Raw genomic sequence first — 21,337 nt, 5'->3', positions numbered from 1 at the left:
GCGGAGCGGAGCCCCGCAGTCGTGAACAAAGGTTGGCGCTCGTGAGCGTGGTACAGAGCGTGGACAACGTGGCGCTGCTCCCGGCGTACCTGGCGGCCGCCACCGCCGTCCTGGTGCTGCTGACCGACCTGCTGGTGGCACGGGCCGCCGCGACGGTGGCCGTGGCCGCCGCCGGGTCGGTCGCCACCGCCCTCGGTGCCGCCGTCGTCGGCGCGGGCGGCGAGCGCCGCACCTTCTGCGTCGGCGCCGACTGCTCGTACGTCTTCGGCGGCCGGGCTGCCCTGGTCGGCGGGCTGTTCGCGCTGCTCACCCTCGGGGTGCTGGCGCTCTCCGGGCCGTTGCTGCGGGCCGGCCGGTCCCCGGTGGGGGAGTACTGCTTCCTCCTCGCCTGTTCGATGACCGGCGGCGTGGTGCTCGGCGCGGCCGGCGACCTGATCACCCTGATCGTGGCGTTGGAGACGCTGACCCTGCCGCTGTACGTGCTCGTCGGGCTGCGCCGGGGAAGCCTGGCCAGCGCCGAGGCGGCGGTTACGTTCTTCGTGGTGAGCGTGGTCGCCACCACCCTCACTCTGCTCGGCGCGGCGCTGCTGTACGCGGTCACCGGCGGCCTGCACCTCCACCGGATCGGCGCGCTGTTCACCGAGCGCCCCGAGCTGCTGGACGTGCCGCTGACCGCGGCGGCCGTGGCGCTGGTGCTGCTCGGGCTGGCGTTCAAGGTGGCCGCCGTGCCGTTCCACGCCTGGGCGCCGGCCACCTACGACGGCGCGCCGCTGCCGGTCGCCGCGTACCTGTCGACGGCCTCGAAGCTGGGCGGGGTGGTGGCCCTGCTCGCGGTGGTCCAACGGGCCCTGCCGACGGAGGTGACCGGCCCGGTGCTCGCCGGGCTCGCCGTGCTCACCATGACCGTGGGCAACCTGGTGGCGCTGCGCCAGCGCCGCACGGTCCGGCTGCTCGCCTGGTCCTCGGTGGCCCAGGCCGGTTACATCCTCGCCCCGTTGGGTGCGCTGGCGCTGACCGCCGGCCGCACCGACGACGCCCGGGCCGCCGCGTACGCCGCCGCCGTCGCGTACGCCGTCTTCTTCGTGGTGCTGGAGCTGGCGGCGTTCGCGGCGGTGGTGGCGTTGCGGCCTGCCGACGCCGACGGCGGCGTCCTCGACGACCTGCGTGGCGCGGCCCGCCGGCGGCCCTGGGTGGCGGCGGCGTTCGCCCTGGCCCTGATCGGGCTGGCCGGCCTGCCGCCGGGGCTGGCCGGCCTCTTCGCGAAGGTGACAGTGGTCCGGTCCCTGCTGGGTGGGGGCGCGGGCTGGCTCGCCCTGGTCGTGGCGGTGAACGCGGTGATCGGCCTCGCCTACTACCTCCGGCTCGCCGCCCTGCTCTACACCCCGCCCGTCGACACCGACGCCGAGACCCCGCCCGCCCGGCCGGCCCGAGCAGTCGCCGCCACCCTCGCCGTCGCCACGGCCGTCGCGTTGGTCGTCGGTTTCGCACCGCAGCTTGTGCTGGATCTCGCCGCCCGTTGACCCTGGGTGTATCTCGGCCGGGAAACCGGCCCCGGCCGACCGCGCCCTGACCTGGTGCCCAGCCGCCACACAGCCTTTTACAGGTAACTCACAGTCATTAGATGGATGGTTGACGGGTACCGGCTTGTTGTCCCGGTCAGCGGATCCCGCATGGTCCGCACACCGGTCCCGCGTGGTCCGCGCACGCACCGAAGGAGCGATCGTGCATCACAACCGTCTGAAGACCGCAGCGCTGCTCGGCCTGCTGACCTCGCTGATCCTCGCGGTCGGCTACTGGTTCGGCGGAAGCGGCGGGCTCGTCATCGCCGTCGTCATCTCGTTGGTGATGAACGGTGTGACCTACTTCTACTCGGACAAGCTCGCGCTGCGCTCGATGAAGGCGCAACCGGTCAGCGAGGCACAGTTCCCCGAGCTGTACCGGATGGTCCGCGAACTGGCCACCGAGGCGCGGCAGCCGATGCCCCGCCTGTACGTCAGCCCCACCGCACAGCCCAACGCGTTCGCCACGGGCCGTAACCCGGCGCACGCGGCGGTCTGCGTCACCCAGGGCATCACCGAGATCCTCGACTACCGCGAGCTGCGCGGGGTGATCGGGCACGAGCTGTCACACGTCTACAACCGGGACATTCTCATCTCCAGCGTGGCGGCCGGCCTGGCCGGCATCATCACCATGCTGGCGAACATCGCCTGGTTCATCCCGCTCGGCTCCTCCGACGGCGAGGACCGTCCGAACCCGGCCGTGCTGCTGCTCACCCTGATCCTCGGCCCGCTCGCGGCCACCGTGATCCAGCTGGCGATCAGCCGCAGCCGGGAGTTCCAGGCCGACGCCTCGGGCGCCAAGCTCACCGGGGACCCGCTGGCCCTGGCCAGCGCCCTGAAGAAGATCCACGCAGGCACTCAGGCGCGGCCCCTGCCAGCCCAGGGCCAGCTCACCAGCACCGCCCACCTCATGATCGACAACCCGTTCAAGCGGGGCGGCGGCATGGCGGCGCTCTTCTCCACCCACCCAAAGATGGAGGAGCGGGTCGCCCGGCTGGAGCAGTTGGCCGCCAACGCCGGCCCCGTGCAGTTCCAGCGCTGATCCGCCCGGCAGTCCGTACCCACCCGGCACCTTCGCACCCCACCTACACCCGAACCCGCCCGCGCCCGGTCCGCCCCGGGCGCGGGCGGTTCGTCGTGTACGGGACGAGACGACGGCCATAGCCGGTTCACTCCCGGCACCGCTGGCGTTAGGGTCGCAACGGCATCCGCTCATTACATTCCTGGAGGTCACACGTGACCGCACTGCGCCAGTACCTGGGCGTCTGGCGGATCCCCGGCGCACCGATGCTGCTCGCGCTGGGCGTCGTCGGCCGGCTCGGGATCGGCATGACGCCGCTGGCGCTGCTGCTCGTCGTGGCACAGGTCACCGGGCGATACTCCCTGGCCGCCGTCGCCGGCGGCATCTACGCCCTCTGCGGAGCCGCGCTCAGCCCGATCGCCGGCCGGGTCGCCGACCGGATCGGCCCGACCCCGGTGCTACTGGCCACCGCCGTCGCGCATCCCCTCGCGCTCTCCGGCCTGCTGCTGGCCGCCCGCGCCGACACCGGCAACCTGGCCCTGATCTACGTAGCCTCCGGGGTCGCCGGTGCCACCTACCCGCCGCTGACTGCCGCGATCCGGGGCGCCTGGAACGACCTCACCGGTCCCGCCTCCGGCCGGTACCACCTGCGTAACACCGCCCTGGCTGCGGAGACCACGCTCTTCGAGGTCGTCTTCGTGCTCGGCCCCCTGCTGGTGGCCGCGTTCGTCCTGCTCGCCGACGCCACCGCCGCGCTGGCCGGCGCGGCGGTGGTCACCCTGGTCGGCACCACCGCCGTGGCGCTCGGCCGGGTGATGCGCGGCTGGCGCCCGCACCCGCGCGAGAACCAGGCCAGGGGGCTCGGCCCGCTGCGGGTCGGCGGCTTCCCGGCGCTGCTGCTCTGCGTTGCCAGCCTCGGCATCGCGTTCGGCGCCGCCGGGGTGACCGTGCCGGCCTTCGCCGGCGACCAGCCGACCGGTGACCCGGAGAGCCTGGCCGGGGTGCTGCTCGCGGTCTGGGGGATCGGCAGCGCGGCCGGCGGGTTCTGGTTCGGCGTACGCAAGCCGGCGGCGAACATGACCCGCCAGTTCGCCTGGCTGCTCGCCGCCGTCGCCGGCAGCTTCGTCGTCTTCGCCGTGATGCCCGGCCCGGTGGCGCTGGGCGTCGCCCTGGTCGTCGGCGGGGCCACCATCGCGCCCGCGCTGACCCTGGAGAACACCCTGGTCGGGCGGATCGCCCCGGCCGGCATGCTGAACGAGGCGTACACCTGGGTGGTCACCATGTCGGTAGCCGCCAGCGCCGCGGGCGGCGCGGTGGCCGGCCTGATCGTCGACCACGCCGGCGGCGTGCCGTGGGCGTTCGTCTTCGCCGGCTCGGCGGTCGCCGTCGGGGCCACGGTCGCCGCGCTCCCCGCCGGCCCGATCGCCCGGGCCGAAACCACGGCCGTACGCGTCGAGCAGACCCTCGCCGCCTGACCCCTGCCGGGCGGCGGGTCGGAATTCGTTTCCCCAGGACGCACTCCGGGCACCGTATGCGGTGCCCGGAGTGCCTGTCGTGCTGATCAGGCCTGGATGCCCACCTTGCGGCGGATCCGGCTGGCCCCGAGCAGGAGCGCGCCGGCGGCCAGCAGGCCGCCACCCAGGGAGAGGACACCGGCGGAGCTGTCACCGGTGACTGGCAGCTCCTGGTCGTCCTTGCCCCTCTTGTCGCCCTGGTCGTCCTTGCCGTGCTCGTCGTCCTTGCCGTCCTTGCCGTGCTCGTGGTCCTTGCCGTCGTGCGGGTGGTCGAACTTGCCATCCCGGATGCAGACGGTGACGGTCGCGGGGTCGGAGACCACGAACTTGCGGTAGAACTTGCCGGTTGCGCGTGCCGTGTTGACCACCTTTCCGGCCTTGACGTCGGCCGAGGTCACAACATGCGGCTTGACGGCGTGGCAGTCGGTGCTCGTGCCCGGCGCCAGCGTGGTGCTGTTGCAGACCACCCGACCGGCGGTCGGGTCGTGGACGGCGACGTCGGTGATGGCGACCGTGCCGGTGTTGGTCACCCGGTAGGTGTAGAAGATCTTGTCGCCCTTGGCCGCGAAGCCGTCGTTCTCACACTTGTTGCGGCAGTCCGACTCGACCCGAGCCTTCTTGTCGATCGACAGGCTGACCTGCTTCGGCGGGACCGGCTCGGTGGTCACGGTGAATGTCGCGTAGTTGGACAGCACCTTCTGCCTGTGGAACGACCCGGTCGCCTGCGCAGTGTTGACGATCTTGCCGTTGGTCACGTCGGTCTTCGTGACGGTGTACGTGCCGGTGCAGGTGGTGCTCGCCCCCGGCGTGAGCGATGTGGCCTTGCAGATGATGCCGCTGACCGTGTCGTCGGTGACGGTGATGTCGGTGACGGTGATCGGGTAGGTCATGCCCGTGTTCTGGTTCGTCACCGTGTAGGTGTAGGTGACCTTGTCACCGACCTGTACGCCGGTGGCCGGGGTTCCGGTCTTGGTCAGCCCCAGCTTCAGGTCCGCCGGTCGCTTCGCCCCGCAGGTGTTGGCGAGCTCAAAGGAGCGTGCGTTTCCGGAGGCCACCATCGAGTTGGCGCCGGTGAGCGTCCAGCCAGCCGGGAGCCGGATCCACGCCTTGCTGGTGCCCATGTCATTGACGATGCCGCTGTTGGGAGCGGTGGGGATCTTCCTCGTGACGGTGCCGCTCGGCGTGCTGAACGTTGCCGTGATCGACTGGAAGACGCCGCTGGTGTGCGGGTTGCCCGGCAGGTTGAAAACCCACGCGTCCTCGGCCGGGAAAGGCCCACCGCCGAGCTTGGGATCACAGTGCTGGGTGAACTGGGCTGCTGTCGTTGGCACGTTGCCCGGAATGATGTTGATCGGCGGTGCCGCAACGGCCGGCGAGCCGGCCGCGAGCAGCAGGCCGCCGGCCAACAGCGTGAAGGCGGCCAGTCGTACGCGGATGCCGCCCCGTATGCGCGGCGAAGAGGTCTTGCTCATGTGTTCCCCCGTGTCGTGGACTGTTGACAAAGAGGGCAACGAGTAGTAAAAGATGCGCGTCACGCCGGGGAGGAGGAAATCCCCCGCTAGACGGAAAAGGTGCGCTTCGGCCACCAAACGCCCTCGACTGCCCTACCTGGGCCCGAGGGTGCCTGTCTTGGGCAGGCTGTAGACCAGTCACTGCCGGCGGCCCCGGGAACTCCTGGGAGACTCACCTTGGCCGTAGCTGGTGGAGGCAAGAAGATGATCAGGCCGTCTCCAGGCCGTCAGACGCCGGACGACGATGACGACCAACGACCATCAGTGACGGCGTCTGCCCCAGGTCGCCGTACGTGGCCGATCTGACGACCGGCCACGACGGGAGGGGGTTACCTGTAGTTGGTGAACTGCAGGGCGACGCCGAAGTCCTCGCCCTTGAGTAGGTTGATGACGGCCTGGAGTTCGTCCTTCTTCTTGCCGGTGACCCGGAGCTGGTCGCCCTGGATCTGGGCCTGGACGCCCTTCGGGCCCTCGTCGCGGATCTTCTTGCTGATCGCCTTGGCCTTGTCCGACTCGATGCCCTGGATCACCTTGGCGTCGATCTTGAAGATCTTGCCGGAGGGGCGTGGGTCACCGGCGTCCAGGGACTTCAGCGAGATGTTCCGCTTGACCAGCTTCTCCTTGAAGACGTCCAGGGCGGCCAGAACCCGCTCCTCGGTCTCCGCCTGGAGACCGATCGCCTCTTCACCCGACCAGGAGATCTCCGCGCCGGTGCCCCGGAAGTCGAACCGCGTCCCGAGCTCCTTCTCCGTCTGGCGGAGGGCGTTGTCGACCTCCTGCCGGTCGACCTTGCTCACGATGTCGAACGACGGGTTCGTTGCCATGCTCATGCTCCTGCTGTCCGGCGGTCAGTGCACGTACGTCGCCCGACCAGCGGCACGACTTCCTGACGGTACCCGGTTGCGCCGAACCGGGGAGCAACCGCTATCCTTGGCTCCGCTGCCGCGCATGGCGAGGTGGCGATGCCCTGGCGGGTTGCCCGAGCGGCCAATGGGAGCGGACTGTAAATCCGTCGCGAAAGCTTCGAAGGTTCGAATCCTTCACCCGCCACCAGGTGCAGAAACAGCCCCTGACCAGCAGAGATGCTGATCGGGGGCCGTTTTCGTTGATCTATCGAAGTCCGGCTGAGTCCAGCCGTTGACGACTGGTTGTGGGCAGATGGTGGGCAGGTCGATCTTGCCGCTGAGCCTTGTTTGGGCTGGGGTTGGTGGCGATGCACCGGGGACTCCTCGACACGATCGGGCGGGAGCGGACCGGCTGGGTCAGCGTGCAACTGCTCGTCGACCGGTTCGCGCGCCGGGACCTGGCCGTCAAGCTCGACGCGACCCGCTACGGCGCAACGTAAGCCGTCCTCTTGTCGGCGGCGCAGGTGGACCGGCTCATCGAAGAGCTGACGTACGCGCGTCAGTTGATGCGGGCGCCGGCCAGTCGGCCCGGACGGGCGGGGGAGACGCGGTGAACGCCAGCAACCGTCGGGGCGTAGCTGTCCCTCGTACTCCGGGCGCACGTCGGGCGCAGTCACCGCGAGCGGCGGTAGCGGTCCCGCCGGTTCCTGAGCGGCCGGCCGGGGGGACCACCTGGCAGACGTTGGAACGTCTAGGGGGTACGGTGACCGGTGTGCATGGCCGGGACTGGCGCCCTCGCTACCTGCAACTCGCCGAAGAGTTGCGGGTCAAGATCATGAGCGGAGAGATGGCGCCTGGCACCCTGATGCCGAGCGAGACCGAGTTGGCCGAGTCCTCCGGCCTGTCCCGCACCAGCGTCCGCAACGCCATCCGGCAGCTTCGGGAATGGGGCTTGGTCCGGGCCGAGCAGGGGCGCGGCACCTACGTGCGGGCACCCCGCCAGCGGGTACGCCGTCGCAACACCGAGCGGTACCAGTGGGAGAAGGATCGGGTCCTGCTCGACGAGGGCGAGCGGTTGAAGACCGGCGCCACCGAACACGACACCGGCCTGACCGTCGATGACCTTAAGTTCCACGCCGAGTACTCCCGGGTCGAGGCGGACGCGGAGATGGCGGCGGCCCTGCACGTCGAGCCGGGTGCGCCGCTGCTGCGCCGGGTCTACTGGACTTCCTCCCGGCACGAGAACGCGCCGCTGACCGTGTCGTACTCGTACCTGCCGTACGACCTGGTCGCCGCGAACCCCGACCTGCTCGACGAGGGTAAGGAACCGTGGCCGGGCGGCACGCAACACCAGCTCCACACGCTCGGCGTCGAGTTGGACCGGATCGACGACGAGATCCGGGCGCGTCCGCCGTCGCCGGATGAGGCTGAGTTGCTGGACATCGACCCGGGCGTCTCCGTGCTCACCGTGCGGAATACCTCGGTCGACACCACGGGCCGGGTCGTCGAGGTTGCCGACGTGGTGATGCCGGGTGACCGCACCGAGCTTGTCTACTCCCACAAACTCCAGCGGTGGAAAACCTGACGCAGCTCGTCTAGGTCATCACCCCGGTCGACGCGCACCCGCAGATCGGCTGGGCCACCTCGCGGGTACTCGATCTGCTGCCCGACGGGTCTACCGCCGGATGGGATAAGGATCCCGCCGGCGGGCTCATCGACCGCGGTGCGGTCCTGTCGTTCTGGCAGGCGAACGGCTACCGGTCGTCCGTGCATCCGGCGACGCTGTGCCTGCGACGGGATCTCGTCTTCGCCCTGGGCGGCTGGATGGCCCTGCCCGCTTCCGAGGACACCGGCTTGCTGCTCGCCGTCAACGTGGTCAGCCAGGGCTACTTCACCCGCGAATACGGCCTGCTCTACCGCAAGTGGCCCGGCCCGGTCACCAGCCAGGCCGCACACCGGGAACCGGCCGAGTATCAGGCGCGGATGAGGATCATCGAGGCCAGAGCCAACGCCCTGGCCTCGATGATTCCGAACGGCTTCGGCGGCGGCGCTACGGCGTAGCCTCGTGCCCCGGCATCCCGTGGGTACGCCGCCGCTCCTTCATCTCCGCCTCGTAGATGTGCCGCCGGCCGCCGGCCAGCTTCTCCCGCGCGTCCCGCTCGATCTCCTGGAACGCCGCGTAGTAGCCGTCGTCGAACTCCTCCACGATCTGGAACGTCCACCGGCCAGGTAGCACGTTGCGTCCCAACAGCTCGTGCTCGACCCGGTCGGCCACCTCGTCATGCCCGGCCTCCCATAGCAGCTTCACCACCCGGTCAAGGGTCAGGTCCGCTCCGCCGACGAGCTGGTGAGCCGAGTACAGGTGCCCCCGGACACGGTGGACCGTCTCCAGGGCCTTACTCAACTCGCCCAGCGCCTCAACGGTCGTATCATCCAGGTCCTTTGAACGGGGATGCACCTCGTCTATTGGCACCGCTTGCAGTTTGTCTACCATGACCCACGTATACCCTCGCCGCCGTGCTTTCAGCATTCTCTCGACACTTAGTAAATCATGCTGTCACCTCGACTTGGCCGCCTTCTTTCGCAATCCGGCAGATGTTCGCCCATCCATCTGCAGCACAAGCCAAGCCGACAGGGCGGCAGGAATGAATCCAAGAATCCACAGAGCGATAAGCCCTGCGCGAGGAATGGTATCCGCATCGCCGTGAGCATAGATGTACCAGCCCACCCAAGCTAACGCCAACACGCTCGCCCCAACGAAGGTGAGCAGGAGAGGCAACGTTGACCCCAACAAGCTGGGCCCTTTCCGGCTTCTCCGCAACCACTGCTCCCATCGCAGTCCACCCGGAACCTGCTTGCTTAGTTCCTCTGAAATGTACTGGGCTGCCTTCACCGTACCAAAGTGATGGGAAGCTAGGCGGCCGCAAAGAAGGTATGAGGTGAATGGCACGAGAAGCAGTAGGGTGGTCATATTTTGCCGAGACATCGAAAATCCAAATATCGCCGCCGTGACGGTTAGCTGCAACGACAGTACCTGATTTTGGGCTTGAACCCTCGCCTGGATTTCTTCCCGTAGAGCCGAAAACTCTGCAAGTGGGCCATCCCATTCGGATCCAACATTTCTGCCATGCGCCCGCGCATCCATGCTGCAATCGTAGATACCAACAGCAAAGATGATCTTTGCTTGACTCAGGGATTGAAGCCCGACGACCGAATCGCCGCAGTTGCAACGCTTATCCAGCTACGCAATAGGGATGTTTCGGGTAGGGGCTGCCGGTCTGGGTCGCGCCGTCGCTCCGAACTCGTTAACTTGTCTGCCAAGTGGCGTCTACCTTGGAGTCTCACTTGGCAGACATGCCAACGGCCTGGAGGTTGAGCGATGGCTCTGCGTGGCGGTACGAGGTTCGCCGTGCGTTGTGAGGACGTGTTCCCGGCGGGGTGCGCGTTGGTGCCCGAGTCCCTGGGCGAGGTGGAGGACTACGACGAGAAGACCGGCCGGCGTTCCCCGGCGAAGGACAAGCTGACCGGCCAGCGGGTGTGGCAGGTCCGGGTGATGGACCTCGACCCGGACCTTGGCAAGCGCTCGCGGGAAACGACGGTGAAGATTTCGGCGAACCACCAGCCGGTCCCGCCGACGGGCGCCCCGTTCGAGGGCGTCGAGTTCGAGGGCATGACGGTCACGCCGTACGTGTCGAACACCGGCCGGATGGCGTACTCGCTGCGGGCGACCGGGATGCGTGCCCCGGCGGGCGTGGCCAACAAGGCGGCGGCGTAGCCGCATCAGGTGGGGGCGGGGCTGTCAGGTCTTGGTGGACGGCAGCCCCGCCCTCTGTCTCTTCCCCCTGCTCTGTCGAGAGAGGTAGTGACGTGTCCAAGCGTAGGCGTTCGGCTGCCCCGGCTCAGCCTCGGTGCGGCGTGTGTCAGTCCCGGTTCGACCCGGCTACCGGTGCCGACGGTCGGTGTGCCGGCTGCGTCGGGCAGCTCGTCCTTCCGTTTCCCCCGGTCCGTGACTCGTCGGGCCGGTTCGTGTCGCTGCGGGGTGCGCGATGATGCGCCGGCCACGTGGTGAGGTGCTGATGACGACCGCCGGGGATCTGATGGTGATCCGGCCGAAGCGGTTCGTCCTGCCGATGTGGGCGGTCGTGTGCGGCCTGGTGCTGCGCTGGCTGGCCCGGGGCTGTCGGTGGTGCCTGCGTCACCCGGTCACCGTGGGCCTGGCGGTGCTCGCCGTCGTCCTCTACGCCGACCACGGCTGGGCGGGCCTGGTCGTGCCGCTGGTCCTGGCGTCGGCGGTGTCGGCCATCTGGCGGTGGCGCGATGAAACGTCCTGGTGGCGGTGGTGCGCCGGGCCGCTGCTCGGCCGGTTCCGTCAGGTCTTCGTCTACCGGCGGGCGTGGCACGAGGCCATGACCCTGTGCGGCCTCGCCGAGACGTACGACCATCGGCCCGTCCTGCCCGAGCTGCTGCGGGTGCGCTCGGATCAGGCCCTCGACGTGCTGACCATCCGCATGGTCCGGGGGCAGACCCCGGCCGACTTCCAGAAGGTCACGGCGAACCTCGCGTACGCCTTCGGCCGGCGGCACGCCCGGGTCTACTCCGAGCGGCCCGATGACCCGCCGACCCGTACCGGCTATTGGGCTCTGCTGCTGGGGTTGGTGGACCGGGTGCGGTTCCGGGACTGGCCGACCGTGGTCTACCTGGTGCTCGTCCGCACCGACGCCCTGCGGCCGGTCGTGGCCCCGTTCGACGCCCCGGCCGTCCCTGACCTGACCGCGCTGCCGTTGGCTCGGCGGGAAGACCTGGGCACATGGTCGCTGCACCTGCTCGCCACGCACGTTCTCATCGGCGGGGCGACCCGGTCCGGTAAGGGCTCGGTGCTCTGGTCGTTGGTGCGTTCACTGGTCGGCGGTATCACCTCCGGCCTGGTCCGGCTCTGGGTGATCGACCCCAAGGGCGGGATGGAGTTCGCCATGGGCCGGCCGCTGTTCGCCCGGTTCGCCTGCAAGTCCTTCGAAGCCATGGCCGACCTCCTCGACGAGGCCGTGACGGTGATGCGGGAACGGCAGACCCGCCTTGCCGGAACCGTCCGGGTGCACACCCCGACCGAAGCTGACCCCTTGGTCGTGGTCGTCATCGACGAGATGGCCGCGCTCACCGCGTACCTGCAAGACGTCGACCTGCGTAAGCGCATCGCCGGCTCGCTCGGGTTGCTGCTGTCGCAGGGTGCCGGCGTCGGCGTCCTGGTGGTGGCTGCGTTGCAGGACCCGCGCAAGGAAGTCCTGCCGTTCCGGGACCTGTTCCCGACCCGCATCGCGCTCGGGCTGACCGAGGCGTCGCAGGTCGACATGGTCCTCGGCGACGGGGCCCGCAACCGTGGCGCCCTGGCCGACCAGATGCCCCGTTGGGCCAAGGGCGTGGGTTACGTGATCCTCGACGGCACCCCCGAACCCTTGCGGGTCCGCTTCTCGTACGTCACCGACGACCACATCCGCGAGCTTGCCCGGCAGTACCCGGCCCCGGCCGACGCGGCGGACATCCTCGCCCAGGTCGGCCGCGAGTCGACCCCCGAACCGGTCCGGCCGGCCCTGCCCCGGCCACATCGCGGGCCACTGCTGCCCGACGCACTGCGCAACATCCTCGACGCCGACGGGGGCGAGCCGCGGTGACCGCCCCGACCGACAGCCGGCGCTTCTACCGGCTCCGCGCACCGAACCCGACCGGCCCGACGGCGGTCTCCGTCCGCGTCGACCCCGACCGACCCGACCCGTACCCGGTCTATCTCGCCGTCGGCGGCGGCCGACGCCGCATGTACCTCACCCCGGACGAGGCGTGGGCGCTGTGGCGCTGCCTCTCCGAAGCCGTCGCGTCCCTCGGCGACCCGCCCGACCACATCCGTACCCGCGTCACCCCGGACCGGAGGTAACCCGATGTCCCTCAAGCGCTTCTTCCTCGGCACCCACCGACTCAAGCCGCTGAACATCGACCTGGACGGCTCCCCGGACCGGCTCGCCGTCGCCCTGCACGGCCTGGCGCACATGGTCCGCCGCCGCGACGACCTCGACGGGCAGCGCATCCGCATCACCGTGACCATCCGCATCCCGGAAGGCGACTTCGAATGATCCGCCACCGAGCCGAGTCCGGCGTCCGGGTGCTGATCCTGCTCGCCATCGGAATCATGGCCGGTGCCGCCGCCTTCACCCATGTCCACGACCTGACCGTGGCGCACGGGCAACCCGACTGGATTGGCTGGGCCAACGCCGTGGCCGTCGAGCTGATGGCGATCTACCTCGGGCTAGAGATCCGCGCTCGCCGCCGTGATGGTCGCCCGTCGGCCTGGTCGGCGTGCTCCTGGTCGCCTTCGCGCTGCTCTCCCTCGCCGCCCAGGTCTTCGCCATCCGGGGCACCATCCCCCGCGACACGCTGCGCACCGTGGCGGCGGCAACGTATCACCAGGTGTGGTGGCCGGCGGTCGACGTCCAGCGGTACACCGCCGACCGATCCCCGGTGTGGGACGAAGACGCCTCTGCGTGGGTCGACCCGGACACCCGCCACCCGCTGACCACCTGGACCGAAGCCCTCGACGCCATCGACGACGATCCGGACGCCGAGCCGGTGCACGTGGCCCGCTTCGGTGCCCAGGTCGACGCGCGCGGCGTCATGCCCGGCACCGAAGACGCCGAGCGGACCATCCGGTACGTCACGAAGTACATCACCAAGCACACCGGCGACTGCCACAAAGCGACCACCGACCGGCAACGCAAGCACCTCGACCGGCTCTGGCGCCAACTGCGGGTCACCCCGTGCACCGACCGGTGCGCCAACTGGCTGCTCTACGGCGTCCAGCCGAAGAAGGCCAACGCGAAGCTCAAGCCGGGCCGCTGCAAGGGCAAGGTCCACCAGCGCGACACCCTCGGCATCGGCGGCCGGCGCATCCTCGTCTCCCGCGACTGGTCCGGCAAGACCCTCGCCGACCACAAGCACGACGCCCGCGCCTGGGTCCGGGCACTGCTCGGCACGACCACCGACGGCACCCAGCCTGTTGACGACCAGACCAACACCGCTGAGCGGGTCCGGCACGCCTGGGAACTCGCCCGACCCGACGACCCCGACGTGGGACCCCTGACCCACCGGCTCATGCGGTCGATCAGCGAACGCGCCCGCTGGCGATCCGAACTCCTCGCCGCCAAGGACCGGGCCGCCCAAGGGCCACCAGATCTTTCGGCAACTCAGCACAGCGCACAGCACCACGGCGAGGGATCACGTTGAACGAGGAGCTGTTGACCGTGCCGGAAGTGCTCGCCGAGCTGCGCGTACCGCGCTCGACCTGGTTCTACTGGCGACAGACCGGCAAGGGCCCACGGGTCATCAAGCTCCCGAACGGGCAACTGCGGGTCCGCCGATCGGCGCTCGGCCGGTGGCTCGGCGACCTGGAGCAGGACGCCGCGTGAAGAGCTACGAGGTCCAGATCTGGGAGATCGGCAAGCGCGCTGACCGGAAGGCACGGCCCTGGCGGGTCCGCTGGGCGGTGAGCAACCAGCGCTTCGAGGACATGTTCCGTACCAAGGCCCTGGCGCACTCGTTCCGCGCCGAGCTGGTCCAAGCGGCCAACGCGGGGGAGCCCTTCGACCCGGCCACCGGCCGCCCGGTCTCCGAGGCCAGAACCAAGAACCCCACCACCTGGTACGCGCACAGCCGCGCGTACGTCGAGATGAAGTGGCCCCGGGCGGCGGCCAAGACCCGGCGGTCGATCGTCGAGGCGCTGACCTCGATCACGGTGACCCTGACCCGGCCGACGAAGCGCGGCCGACCGGATGCCGCCCTGCTCCGCGAAGCGCTGTACCTCTACGGCCTCAACCCGCGCCGCTGGTCCGACGAGATCCCGGCCGACCACGCGGCGGTGCTCGCCTGGCTGGAAACCGCGTCCCTCCCGGTCGTCGAGCTCGACTCGCCCGCAATGATCCGCCGGCTCCTCGACAGCCTCTGCGTACGCCTCGACGGCAAGCCCGCGGCGGCCTCGACCGTCCAGCGCAAGCGGGCCACCTTCTACAACGCGCTCGGGTACGCCGTCGAGCTGGAGCTGATCGCCTCCAACCCGGTCGACCGGGTCCAGTGGACCGCCCCCGAAGTCGCGCAGTCCATCGACCGGCGGGTGGTGGCGAACCCGGCCCAGGTCGCCACGCTGCTGGAGGCGGTGAAATCTCTCGGCAAACGGGCCGACAAGGTGACGGCGTTCTTCGGCTGCCTCTACTACGCGGGCATGCGGCCTTCGGAAGCGGCCGACCTGCGGCGCGAAGACTGCGACCTACCCGGGCGCTGCCTCGCCTGTGGGGCCGACTTCGACGACCTGGCGACGGTCAAGCCCTCGGCCTCCTGCGGCCACGAGAAGATCGAACATCGCTGGGGCCGCCTGGTGCTCGCCGGCACCTCGCCGCGCGCCGGCTCGCACTGGACGGACGATGGCGGCTCCCACGAGCGGCGCGGCCTCAAGCACCGGGGCCGGCAGGAAACCCGGACGGTCCCGATCCCGCCCCGGCTCGTCGAGCTGCTGTGCGCGCACGTCGAGAATCACGGTGTCGGCCCGGACGGTCGGTTCTTCCGGGGCCTGCACGGCGGGCCGCTTTCCGAGTCGGTCTACGACCGGTGGTGGAAGCTCGCCCGCGAGAAGGCGCTGACGGATTCGCAAGTCGCCTCGCTGCTCGTGCGCCGGCCCTACGACCTGCGTCACGCGGCGGCGTCACTCTGGCTGAACGCCGGCGTCCCGCCGACCGAGGTCGCCCGCCGCCTGGGCCACGGCGTCGCCGTCCTGCTCCGCGTCTACGCCAACTGCATCGACGGCGGAGACGACACCATGAACGACAAGATCGGCGACGCCCTCGGATGAGCTGGAGCGGGCAGGTCGTGACCGGCCACGTGGAACCGAGCATGCGCCACGAGATGACGGGCCGACGAGGCACTTGGGCGCAGCGGTTTGAGCGCCTACGTTAGGGGGCGCTTGGCGGGGGAGAGGGGTCATCGGCGTGTATGAGGATGCTGCGCGGATGCGCGCGACCGAGGCGAAGCATCTAGCAGATGGGGGGCACCTGTGCGGGGCTCTCTACCTGGCCGGCTACGTCATCGAGTGCAAGTTGAAGGATCTCCTTAACCGGCTGGGCAGGCCATTCCCGCGATCCGGGCAAGCTGGACATGATCTACATGGGCTGTGGGACGCGGCTGGTCTTCGCCGAGAGGACATCGGAGGGCACAAGCGCGCGTTCCTTGACTACTGGAACACGGGCATCAGATATACCTGCGTAGTGGACTCGCCACATGCGCCGCGAGACTTGCTCAAGGGAGCGATCGAACTGGCCGGCATCGTGGCACGTCGGGTTAGGTACGCTCGCCCGTATCGGCACAGCGGAAGGAAGTCATGAACCCGGAACAGTCTGATGCGGATGCCGTGAAGCGCGCCCTGGAAGAGAACGCGCTCCGCAGCGATGTGACTGACCTGCGTGTTCACGTTGCACGCGGTATGGATAATGGCTGGCGGGTTCGGTTGGTCAGTGATGCCCTAACTGGTCTATCGGATGTGGAGAGACGTAACCTTCTCCTCGTAGGCTTAGAAGGGCGGATAGAGGATGCGGAACTGCTCACCTCGGCGGAAGAGGAGTGGTACGGCCCTCCGCCGCGGGTGGTTGACGGCGCATTGCCGGTTTGGTCCGACGCGCTAGCTCAATCATCGACCCTGCCCCTTCTTTTTGCTAGCGATCTAGACGAAGACATCGCCCCTCCAGTAGTCGTTACCTTCTATAGCCTCCGCGGCGGCGTGGGGCGGACAACCGCGTTGGCTGCCGCCGCACGAATACTGGCGTCCCGGGGCCGACGCGTGCTTTGTATCGACATGGACTTCGAAGCGCCCGGACTGCATCATCTGATGCGCCTCAGTGAACCCAGCCCCGAACAGGGAGTTCTCCCACTGCTGCTGGCCATTGAGCGAGGGGATGAGGTGGATATTAGGGATCACGTGCAGCGCGTGAGTGATGCTGAGGAACTTTATTGTCTCCCCTCCGGTCGGCTTGGGGTTGACTATGCGCAACGCCTGCGACTGTTGGAGCCAGAAAACTGGTACGTCGAGGAAAATAATCCGTTGCACGCGCTATTTGACTTGGCATCCACGTCTTCCATTCAGCCGGAGCTTATCCTTGTGGACTCTCGCACTGGGATATCGCCCATTAGTGCGCCACTGCTCTTCGATATCTCCGACCTGGCTGTCGTCTGTTTCTTCCCGCACCCCCAGGCGCATCTGGGCACAGAGTTGTTGGTGCAGTCGCTTTTGGCTGCCAAGACGAGGCGTTCGGACGGTGAGCGGACAATTTCACCGGAGCCTAGGTTTCTCGTGTCACCAGTCCCGCCTGGCCCTTCTGCCGCCCGAGTGCGTGAGCGTGCGCTTACATGGATTGACAGCTGGCTCGCTAAAGCTATTGACCGGCGTTCCTCGGATGTTGGTGTCCTGCAGGCCGACGAACTAACTCACAGCGTCAGCTACTCGACCGACATGGCATTTAAAGATTTCATGGAGGTTTCTTCGGCGATCGACGAAGCCTACGGTCCGGTCGCCGATTGGCTTGAACAATTGCTGCCGCAAACTGCGCCTCAAGGCGTCATCCGTCTGGGCGGTAAGCGCGGCGCGCTTCGCGAGCTGAATTTTTCTCGTGGGCAGGCAGAGGTCCACGAGAACCTCCTCGATGACTTTGTTAAGACCCGCGTAGCTATACAGGCGTCAGATCCGCACTATCCGCTCGTGATTGGGCGCAAGGGGACGGGCAAAACAGCCGTGTTTCGATGGCTGCTAGACCGTCCCGGCGGTGACCCGCCTGTTGTAGCGATGTGTCCCCATACATTCCGCAATAGGTTCCCATGGGTGCTCGGTTTCGAAGGGTTTGCTGCGGTTGACGAGGCATTAGGTGCACGAGGGGCGGGCTGGTCGCGGTTCTGGGCCTGTTATACCGCTCTAGCCACCTTTTTGGCGCTGCCTAGGAGGCCTGAAACTTCGCCACCGCCGCGATTCAATCTTGATTTGCATGAGCTTAGTTCGCCGGAACAGACCGACGAACTATTTGTCGTCGATATCGTCATTGAGATGATGAAGGACCCGCAGGCGGGTTTGCTTGCGGCCCGATGGCTCCGAGAGCTAGACAAAAGCCTGTCGGCGCCGAGGTTCCTCTTATTCGACGGGTTGGATACTGGTTTCGGGAACGATGCGGCTAGTCGCAATCGGAGAACGGAAGCAGTGGCCGGTCTATTCACATTTTTGACCGAGGCTGAGACGCGTCTGGAAAACCTCTCGTTCAAGGTTTTGCTGCGTCTGGATATTTGGCAGCAATTGCAGTTCGAGAATAAAAGTCATCTGTTCGGGCGCTACGTGCAGCTGCTGTGGAGGGACCAGGCGGACTACTTCAAGACTGTACTGAAGCAGGCGGTCCGGAGTGGGGCATTTCAGGCAATCCTGGCTGACATTGGCATCGGATCTGATGTGGACGCATGGCGGACCGATCAGGTATTCCAGGCATGGAACGTTTTGATTGGCGAGCGCATGAAGGGTGCCAAGACTACGTTTACCCGCAACTGGGTATGGAATAGGCTTGCCGATGGCCAGGGGGACCACAGCCCTCGGACTCTCTCCCAACTGTTCGCGACGGCGGTGGAGTGGGAGACGGGGGAGCGCGGCTCCTATGACCAGAGCGTGATACGGCCACGTGCGCTCGTTCCCAGCCTGGAGCGAGTCAGTGCTGAGGCCGTAGGGGCGCTCCATGAGGAGTTTCCCGAACTGAAGGAAATGGTCGATGCCTTGGAGGCGGTCGGTCGCACCCCGCTTGTACCTAGTGACATTCAGGCCGTAAATCCAAAGGCGCTTGAGCAGCTCGAACTGGCGCTAGAGGTTGGTCTGATAGCGGTGCATGAAGGCACGCAGGAGGAAGTCCGCCGGTTTCGGGTGCCCGACCTCTACCGGCATGCCTTGGGGATGAGCCGTCGAGGCCAAGCGTGAGCCAAGCCAGACCGCCTGCAGCTGTGGGCAAACTGTGGGCAGGGTTGGTGGTCTGCCGACGAGGACGCCACGTATGCGCAGGTACTGGTGCAGCCGCGGCCCGCAAGATGGACGCCCTGTAAATCCGTCGCGAAAGCTTCGAAGGTTCGAATCCTTCACCCGCCACCAGGTGCACAAAGAGGCCCTTGATCAGCGTGAAAGCCGGTCAAGGGCCTCTTTCGTGAGTCTCGCTCGGTCCCGCTCCAACCCGCTCGATCTCGCTGGTTGTGTCGCATACGTGTCGCCGACTGTCCGTCGTTTGCTTCCATGCTCGACCATGACCCCGTGGCGTGGGAATGGCTGGCACCGGTCGGGGCGGTAGTTGGAGCGGCAGTGGGGGCGCTAGCGGGAGTCGTGAGCGGAAGGGCAGCGGCCCGTGGCCAAGTCCAAGCACAAGAGGTGCAGTTGCGTGTCCTTAAGCTTGAGTTGGAGTCTCAGCACAGGCGAGAGTTGCTATCTGTCAAGCAGGGACTCTATGGGAGGTTTCTGGGAGAATGTCATGGTGCGTACGCCAAGGTTATGAATGTTCGTCACCTCTCTGATCGGAACAGTGAGGAAGGGAAGAGCAAGCTCCAAGCGGCGGAGGAAGCTCTGGAGCGCCTCGGTGCCTTGCATGGAGAAATTGCTGTTCTGACAGACCCGCATCTCGCGGCCGAGACGCTGCGCCTCGTCGCCGATCTGTGGGAGGGCCTCTCCGAGAGAAGCGGGATCGATGACAGTGGGGCGATAAAGCGCTTGGGAGGTATCACGGTTGCCATGCAGCGCGAACTCAAGGTCGCCGTTGGTACCTGATACGCGTACTACGTGTAGTCGCCACTAAGCGCTGCTTCGATGCGCTTCCGAGCAGCCTCTTCCTGCCCGTAGACGCACTTCGCGTAGACCCGTATGAGCACGTGCACGCTGTGCCCGGCCCACTCGGCGATCTGGGTAGCTGGCACCCCGGCATTGAGCCAGAGCGACACGGCCGCGTGCCGTAGGTCGTACGGACGCCGGGCCAGCGGTGAGCGCTGTTGAGCGGGCGTGAGCACCTTTGCCCGCGCGTCCCGCCATGCCTTCCCGTAGGTGTTGTTCGGAATCGGTTTGGCCGGCGGTGGGCACGTATCGGCCACCGGGGCCGCGCCGGGTGACGAACAGCTTCCCGTTTGATGCCGGCGGGTACTCCTTGATGTGGTGATCGAGTAGCCGCACGAGCGGCGGTGGCACCGGCACGTCTCGCGTCGCGGTCTTCGCCCGGTGTTTCAGCCCGCGTTCTTCGGTGGTGTCGTTCCCGTCGCCCCAATCCCGGCCTACCGCCACCGTCGAGCCGGTCAGGTGCAGCACGCCCCACCCGCCGTGCCGGGCAGGCCGTTCGTACTCGTCTTCGCGCAGGTGGAGCACTTCCTCGGGCCGCAACGCGGCGTAGTACATGCACCCGAAGAACGCCTCCAACTCGGGCACGGCGCGTCCCACTTCGGCGAGTAGCGCACGCGCCTGATCGGCGTTGACCACCGCCCGGCGGTCCACCTCATCGGCAGTCTTCGGCGCGGTCCAGCTCACCAGGGACATTGGGTGCGTGTCGAGTAGCCGCAACTCGACGGCGTATTTGAGGGCACCGGAGAAGACAGCGCGCTTGCGGGCGATCGTGCTGGGTGACGCCGGAGCGCCGTCCATTCGCAGGGCAAGCATGTCGAGTGCCTTCCGCACCAACGCGGCGTCGGCGAGCGCCGCCAGGTCGACGGTGTTGGCCTTCAGCCAACGTATGGCGGCGGCGAGGTCGGCGGGCGGCTCGCCGGCGTCGCGGCGAGTCTTGTTGAACACCCACCCGTAGAGCGCAGCGCGTAGCGCCTTGTCGCTGGGTATGCCCCGATCCGTCGCCAGCAGAGCGGGTGTGACGGTGGCCAGCGTCTCGGCGATCCCCTTTCGGTGCTTGCCCGACGCGCGCGGCCACTTCATGTCGACGTACGCCACGGAGTGCTCGTACCACGACCTGGTATTGAGCGCTCGTGCCATCGGCTCGGGCAGGCCGCTGGCCTCATCGAACGCGACGCCTTCCCGCTGGGCTACAACCAGCTTCGACCGGAGGCTCTCGGCCAGGGCGCGGGTGGCGAACGTGTCGCGGAACGCGCGACCGGCCACCTTCCAACGCGGAGTCATCGATAGACAGGTCCTTGCGACGGAATCCAGTCTTCGAGAGGGCTCCACGTGATCGCCTATTCTGCCAGGCTCGACGTGCCCAGGGAACTCGTACAGCACGTGGCGCGGCTGCTTCGTGCCGAGCGTCAGAAGCTCTAACACGAGGGGAACGTGCAGCGACTATTCAGGCACCGACACGAGCACCGTGCCATCGATTGGTCGAGTGGAACCGGTATTTCGTGCATCAGCTGGGTGAGGCGAGAAGCCGCGGCTGCTCTCACCTCCAACTTGGAAGGAGACCCTCGTTCGTGCTCCGATTGAGTATCGGGAAGGCAGCGATTGGCGTTCTTTCGGTCGCTGCCCTAACTGCATGCGGCAATGTCCAGGGCGGTTCCGATTTCGGTGTCGAACGCTCCGAGGATGCAGTGCAGGCTCAGTTGCAGGACCTGTACGACCTGACATGGGGTTCACCTCGGGCCAGGCAGGCCTTGGAAGTAATTGAGTACGTCAAGCGGCAGGAAGACGTGGCTGCTTGCCTGGCTGCCCGCTCCCTAACACATTCTCCAGCACCTTTCGTGGATGGTACGGCACCGAAACGACCGGCATTGTCCTGGTTTGACGTCCTCGTCCCGACCGACGAGGACCGAGTAGCCGTAGACGGTCTTGGTCCGCGTCCCTTGGTTGCCTTGGAAGTAACTCCAAGCAAGAAATGGC

At 67.5% G+C, this 21,337-nt stretch carries 20 protein-coding genes, 1 tRNA gene and 1 pseudogene; 17 read left to right on the top strand and 5 right to left on the bottom strand.

Annotated features, from left to right (window positions below; all coding sequences use genetic code 11):
* The first annotated feature begins 41 nt into the window (after nt 1-41).
* The 3 genes from SNR22_RS11905 to SNR22_RS11895 all read left to right on the top strand — a co-directional run bounded on the left by SNR22_RS11905 (nt 42) and on the right by SNR22_RS11895 (nt 4,055).
* Nucleotides 42-1,520 (top strand): NADH-quinone oxidoreductase subunit N, encoded by a 1,479-nt coding sequence (locus SNR22_RS11905; RefSeq protein ID WP_320066570.1) that lies wholly within the window; start codon nt 42-44, stop codon nt 1,518-1,520.
* 202 nt (nt 1,521-1,722) lie between these two features.
* Nucleotides 1,723-2,601, top strand: coding sequence for a zinc metalloprotease HtpX (gene htpX / locus SNR22_RS11900; RefSeq protein WP_320066569.1), 879 nt, complete (start codon nt 1,723-1,725; stop codon nt 2,599-2,601).
* Nucleotides 2,602-2,795: 194 nt separating this feature from the next.
* Nucleotides 2,796-4,055 carry an MFS transporter gene (locus SNR22_RS11895; protein ID WP_320066568.1) on the top strand — a complete coding sequence of 420 codons (1,260 nt, stop codon included), beginning with the start codon at nt 2,796-2,798 and terminating at the stop codon, nt 4,053-4,055.
* An 86-nt stretch (nt 4,056-4,141) separates the two neighbouring features.
* Here the strand turns inward: SNR22_RS11895 and SNR22_RS11890 are convergent, their stop codons facing one another.
* Nucleotides 4,142-5,566: an LPXTG cell wall anchor domain-containing protein gene (locus SNR22_RS11890; protein ID WP_320066567.1), complete on the bottom strand. Its 1,425-nt coding sequence runs from the start codon at nt 5,564-5,566 to the stop codon at nt 4,142-4,144.
* A 368-nt stretch (nt 5,567-5,934) separates the two neighbouring features.
* On the bottom strand, nt 5,935-6,429 hold the full coding sequence (locus tag SNR22_RS11885) for a YajQ family cyclic di-GMP-binding protein (protein WP_320066566.1): 495 nt from the start codon (nt 6,427-6,429) through the stop codon (nt 5,935-5,937).
* A gap of 145 nt (nt 6,430-6,574) precedes the next feature.
* On the opposite strand from SNR22_RS11885, the gene SNR22_RS11880 reads away from it, so the two are divergent.
* From SNR22_RS11880 to SNR22_RS11865, 4 genes are all read left to right on the top strand, one after another.
* Nucleotides 6,575-6,658, top strand: a tRNA-Tyr gene (locus SNR22_RS11880).
* A gap of 160 nt (nt 6,659-6,818) precedes the next feature.
* Nucleotides 6,819-6,950, top strand: coding sequence for a hypothetical protein (locus tag SNR22_RS11875; RefSeq protein ID WP_320066565.1), 132 nt, complete (start codon nt 6,819-6,821; stop codon nt 6,948-6,950).
* Between the two features lie 263 nt (nt 6,951-7,213).
* The gene (locus SNR22_RS11870; RefSeq protein WP_320066564.1) at nt 7,214-8,035 is read left to right on the top strand and encodes a GntR family transcriptional regulator; all 822 of its coding nucleotides are present in this window, start codon (nt 7,214-7,216) and stop codon (nt 8,033-8,035) included.
* A gap of 182 nt (nt 8,036-8,217) precedes the next feature.
* Nucleotides 8,218-8,511, top strand: a complete 294-nt coding sequence (locus SNR22_RS11865) for a hypothetical protein (RefSeq protein ID WP_320066563.1) — start codon at nt 8,218-8,220, stop codon at nt 8,509-8,511.
* On the opposite strand, the gene SNR22_RS11860 is transcribed toward SNR22_RS11865, so the two are convergent.
* Nucleotides 8,501-8,908: a hypothetical protein gene (locus SNR22_RS11860; RefSeq protein WP_413775620.1), complete on the bottom strand. Its 408-nt coding sequence runs from the start codon at nt 8,906-8,908 to the stop codon at nt 8,501-8,503. The genes SNR22_RS11865 and SNR22_RS11860 overlap by 11 nt on opposite strands.
* Before the next feature lie 99 nt (nt 8,909-9,007).
* A complete protein-coding gene (locus SNR22_RS11855; protein ID WP_320066561.1) occupies nt 9,008-9,595 on the bottom strand; it encodes a hypothetical protein in 588 nt (195 codons plus the stop codon).
* Nucleotides 9,596-9,829: 234 nt separating this feature from the next.
* Here SNR22_RS11855 and SNR22_RS11850 point away from each other — a divergent pair, with 234 nt between their 5' ends.
* The 10 genes and pseudogenes from SNR22_RS11850 (at nt 9,830) to SNR22_RS11805 (ending at nt 19,303) form a co-directional block, all read left to right on the top strand.
* Entirely contained in the window at nt 9,830-10,225 is a 396-nt protein-coding gene (locus SNR22_RS11850) for a transcriptional regulator (RefSeq protein WP_320066560.1), read from the top strand.
* A 274-nt stretch (nt 10,226-10,499) separates the two neighbouring features.
* Entirely contained in the window at nt 10,500-12,116 is a 1,617-nt protein-coding gene (locus tag SNR22_RS11845; RefSeq protein ID WP_320066559.1) for an FtsK/SpoIIIE domain-containing protein, read from the top strand.
* Nucleotides 12,113-12,373, top strand: coding sequence for a hypothetical protein (locus SNR22_RS11840; RefSeq protein WP_320066558.1), 261 nt, complete (start codon nt 12,113-12,115; stop codon nt 12,371-12,373). The genes SNR22_RS11845 and SNR22_RS11840 overlap by 4 nt, the downstream gene beginning before the upstream one ends.
* 4 nt (nt 12,374-12,377) lie before the next feature.
* Complete coding sequence (locus tag SNR22_RS11835; RefSeq protein ID WP_320066557.1) at nt 12,378-12,569, top strand: hypothetical protein; 192 nt, start codon at nt 12,378-12,380, stop codon at nt 12,567-12,569.
* Nucleotides 12,566-12,718, top strand: a pseudogene (locus SNR22_RS11830) (hypothetical protein); the annotation flags it as partial. The gene SNR22_RS11835 and the pseudogene SNR22_RS11830, both read left to right, overlap by 4 nt.
* Nucleotides 12,719-12,792: 74 nt before the next feature.
* Nucleotides 12,793-13,716 carry a replication initiator gene (locus tag SNR22_RS11825; RefSeq protein WP_413775619.1) on the top strand — a complete coding sequence of 308 codons (924 nt, stop codon included), beginning with the start codon at nt 12,793-12,795 and terminating at the stop codon, nt 13,714-13,716.
* The gene (locus tag SNR22_RS11820; RefSeq protein WP_030329852.1) at nt 13,713-13,898 is read left to right on the top strand and encodes a helix-turn-helix transcriptional regulator; all 186 of its coding nucleotides are present in this window, start codon (nt 13,713-13,715) and stop codon (nt 13,896-13,898) included. Before SNR22_RS11825 ends, SNR22_RS11820 begins: the two co-directional genes overlap by 4 nt.
* Entirely contained in the window at nt 13,895-15,331 is a 1,437-nt protein-coding gene (locus SNR22_RS11815) for a site-specific integrase (RefSeq protein ID WP_320066556.1), read from the top strand. Before SNR22_RS11820 ends, SNR22_RS11815 begins: the two co-directional genes overlap by 4 nt.
* Nucleotides 15,332-15,856: 525 nt before the next feature.
* On the top strand, nt 15,857-18,472 hold the full coding sequence (locus SNR22_RS11810) for a MinD/ParA family protein (protein WP_320066555.1): 2,616 nt from the start codon (nt 15,857-15,859) through the stop codon (nt 18,470-18,472).
* A 558-nt stretch (nt 18,473-19,030) separates the two neighbouring features.
* Nucleotides 19,031-19,303 carry a hypothetical protein gene (locus SNR22_RS11805; RefSeq protein ID WP_320066554.1) on the top strand — a complete coding sequence of 91 codons (273 nt, stop codon included), beginning with the start codon at nt 19,031-19,033 and terminating at the stop codon, nt 19,301-19,303.
* A gap of 24 nt (nt 19,304-19,327) precedes the next feature.
* Here the strand turns inward: SNR22_RS11805 and SNR22_RS11800 are convergent, their stop codons facing one another.
* Nucleotides 19,328-20,644 (bottom strand): integrase, encoded by a 1,317-nt coding sequence (locus SNR22_RS11800; protein WP_320066553.1) that lies wholly within the window; start codon nt 20,642-20,644, stop codon nt 19,328-19,330.
* Nucleotides 20,645-21,337 lie beyond the last annotated feature (693 nt).

The sequence above is a fragment of the Micromonospora sp. RTGN7 genome (assembly GCF_033804645.1).
Classification (GTDB): domain Bacteria; phylum Actinomycetota; class Actinomycetes; order Mycobacteriales; family Micromonosporaceae; genus Micromonospora.
The sequence above is the reverse complement of the archived record's forward strand: the minus strand, read 5'-3'. Positions and strand labels throughout refer to the sequence as shown.

Bases quoted from the DNA above. Each gene is read 5' to 3' on its own strand.
- SNR22_RS11890 (WP_320066567.1), bottom strand. From the start codon at position 5,566: ATGAGCAAGACCTCTTCGCCGCGCATACGGGGCGGCATCCGCGTACGA.
- SNR22_RS11885 (WP_320066566.1), bottom strand. From the start codon at position 6,429: ATGGCAACGAACCCGTCGTTCGACATCGTGAGCAAGGTCGACCGGCAG.
- SNR22_RS11875 (WP_320066565.1), top strand. From the start codon at position 6,819: ATGCACCGGGGACTCCTCGACACGATCGGGCGGGAGCGGACCGGCTGG.
- SNR22_RS11855 (WP_320066561.1), bottom strand. From the start codon at position 9,595: ATGGATGCGCGGGCGCATGGCAGAAATGTTGGATCCGAATGGGATGGC.
- SNR22_RS11850 (WP_320066560.1), top strand. From the start codon at position 9,830: ATGGCTCTGCGTGGCGGTACGAGGTTCGCCGTGCGTTGTGAGGACGTG.
- SNR22_RS11845 (WP_320066559.1), top strand. From the start codon at position 10,500: ATGCGCCGGCCACGTGGTGAGGTGCTGATGACGACCGCCGGGGATCTG.
- SNR22_RS11835 (WP_320066557.1), top strand. From the start codon at position 12,378: ATGTCCCTCAAGCGCTTCTTCCTCGGCACCCACCGACTCAAGCCGCTG.
- SNR22_RS11810 (WP_320066555.1), top strand. From the start codon at position 15,857: ATGAACCCGGAACAGTCTGATGCGGATGCCGTGAAGCGCGCCCTGGAA.
- SNR22_RS11805 (WP_320066554.1), top strand. From the start codon at position 19,031: ATGAATGTTCGTCACCTCTCTGATCGGAACAGTGAGGAAGGGAAGAGC.
- SNR22_RS11800 (WP_320066553.1), bottom strand. From the start codon at position 20,644: ATGACTCCGCGTTGGAAGGTGGCCGGTCGCGCGTTCCGCGACACGTTC.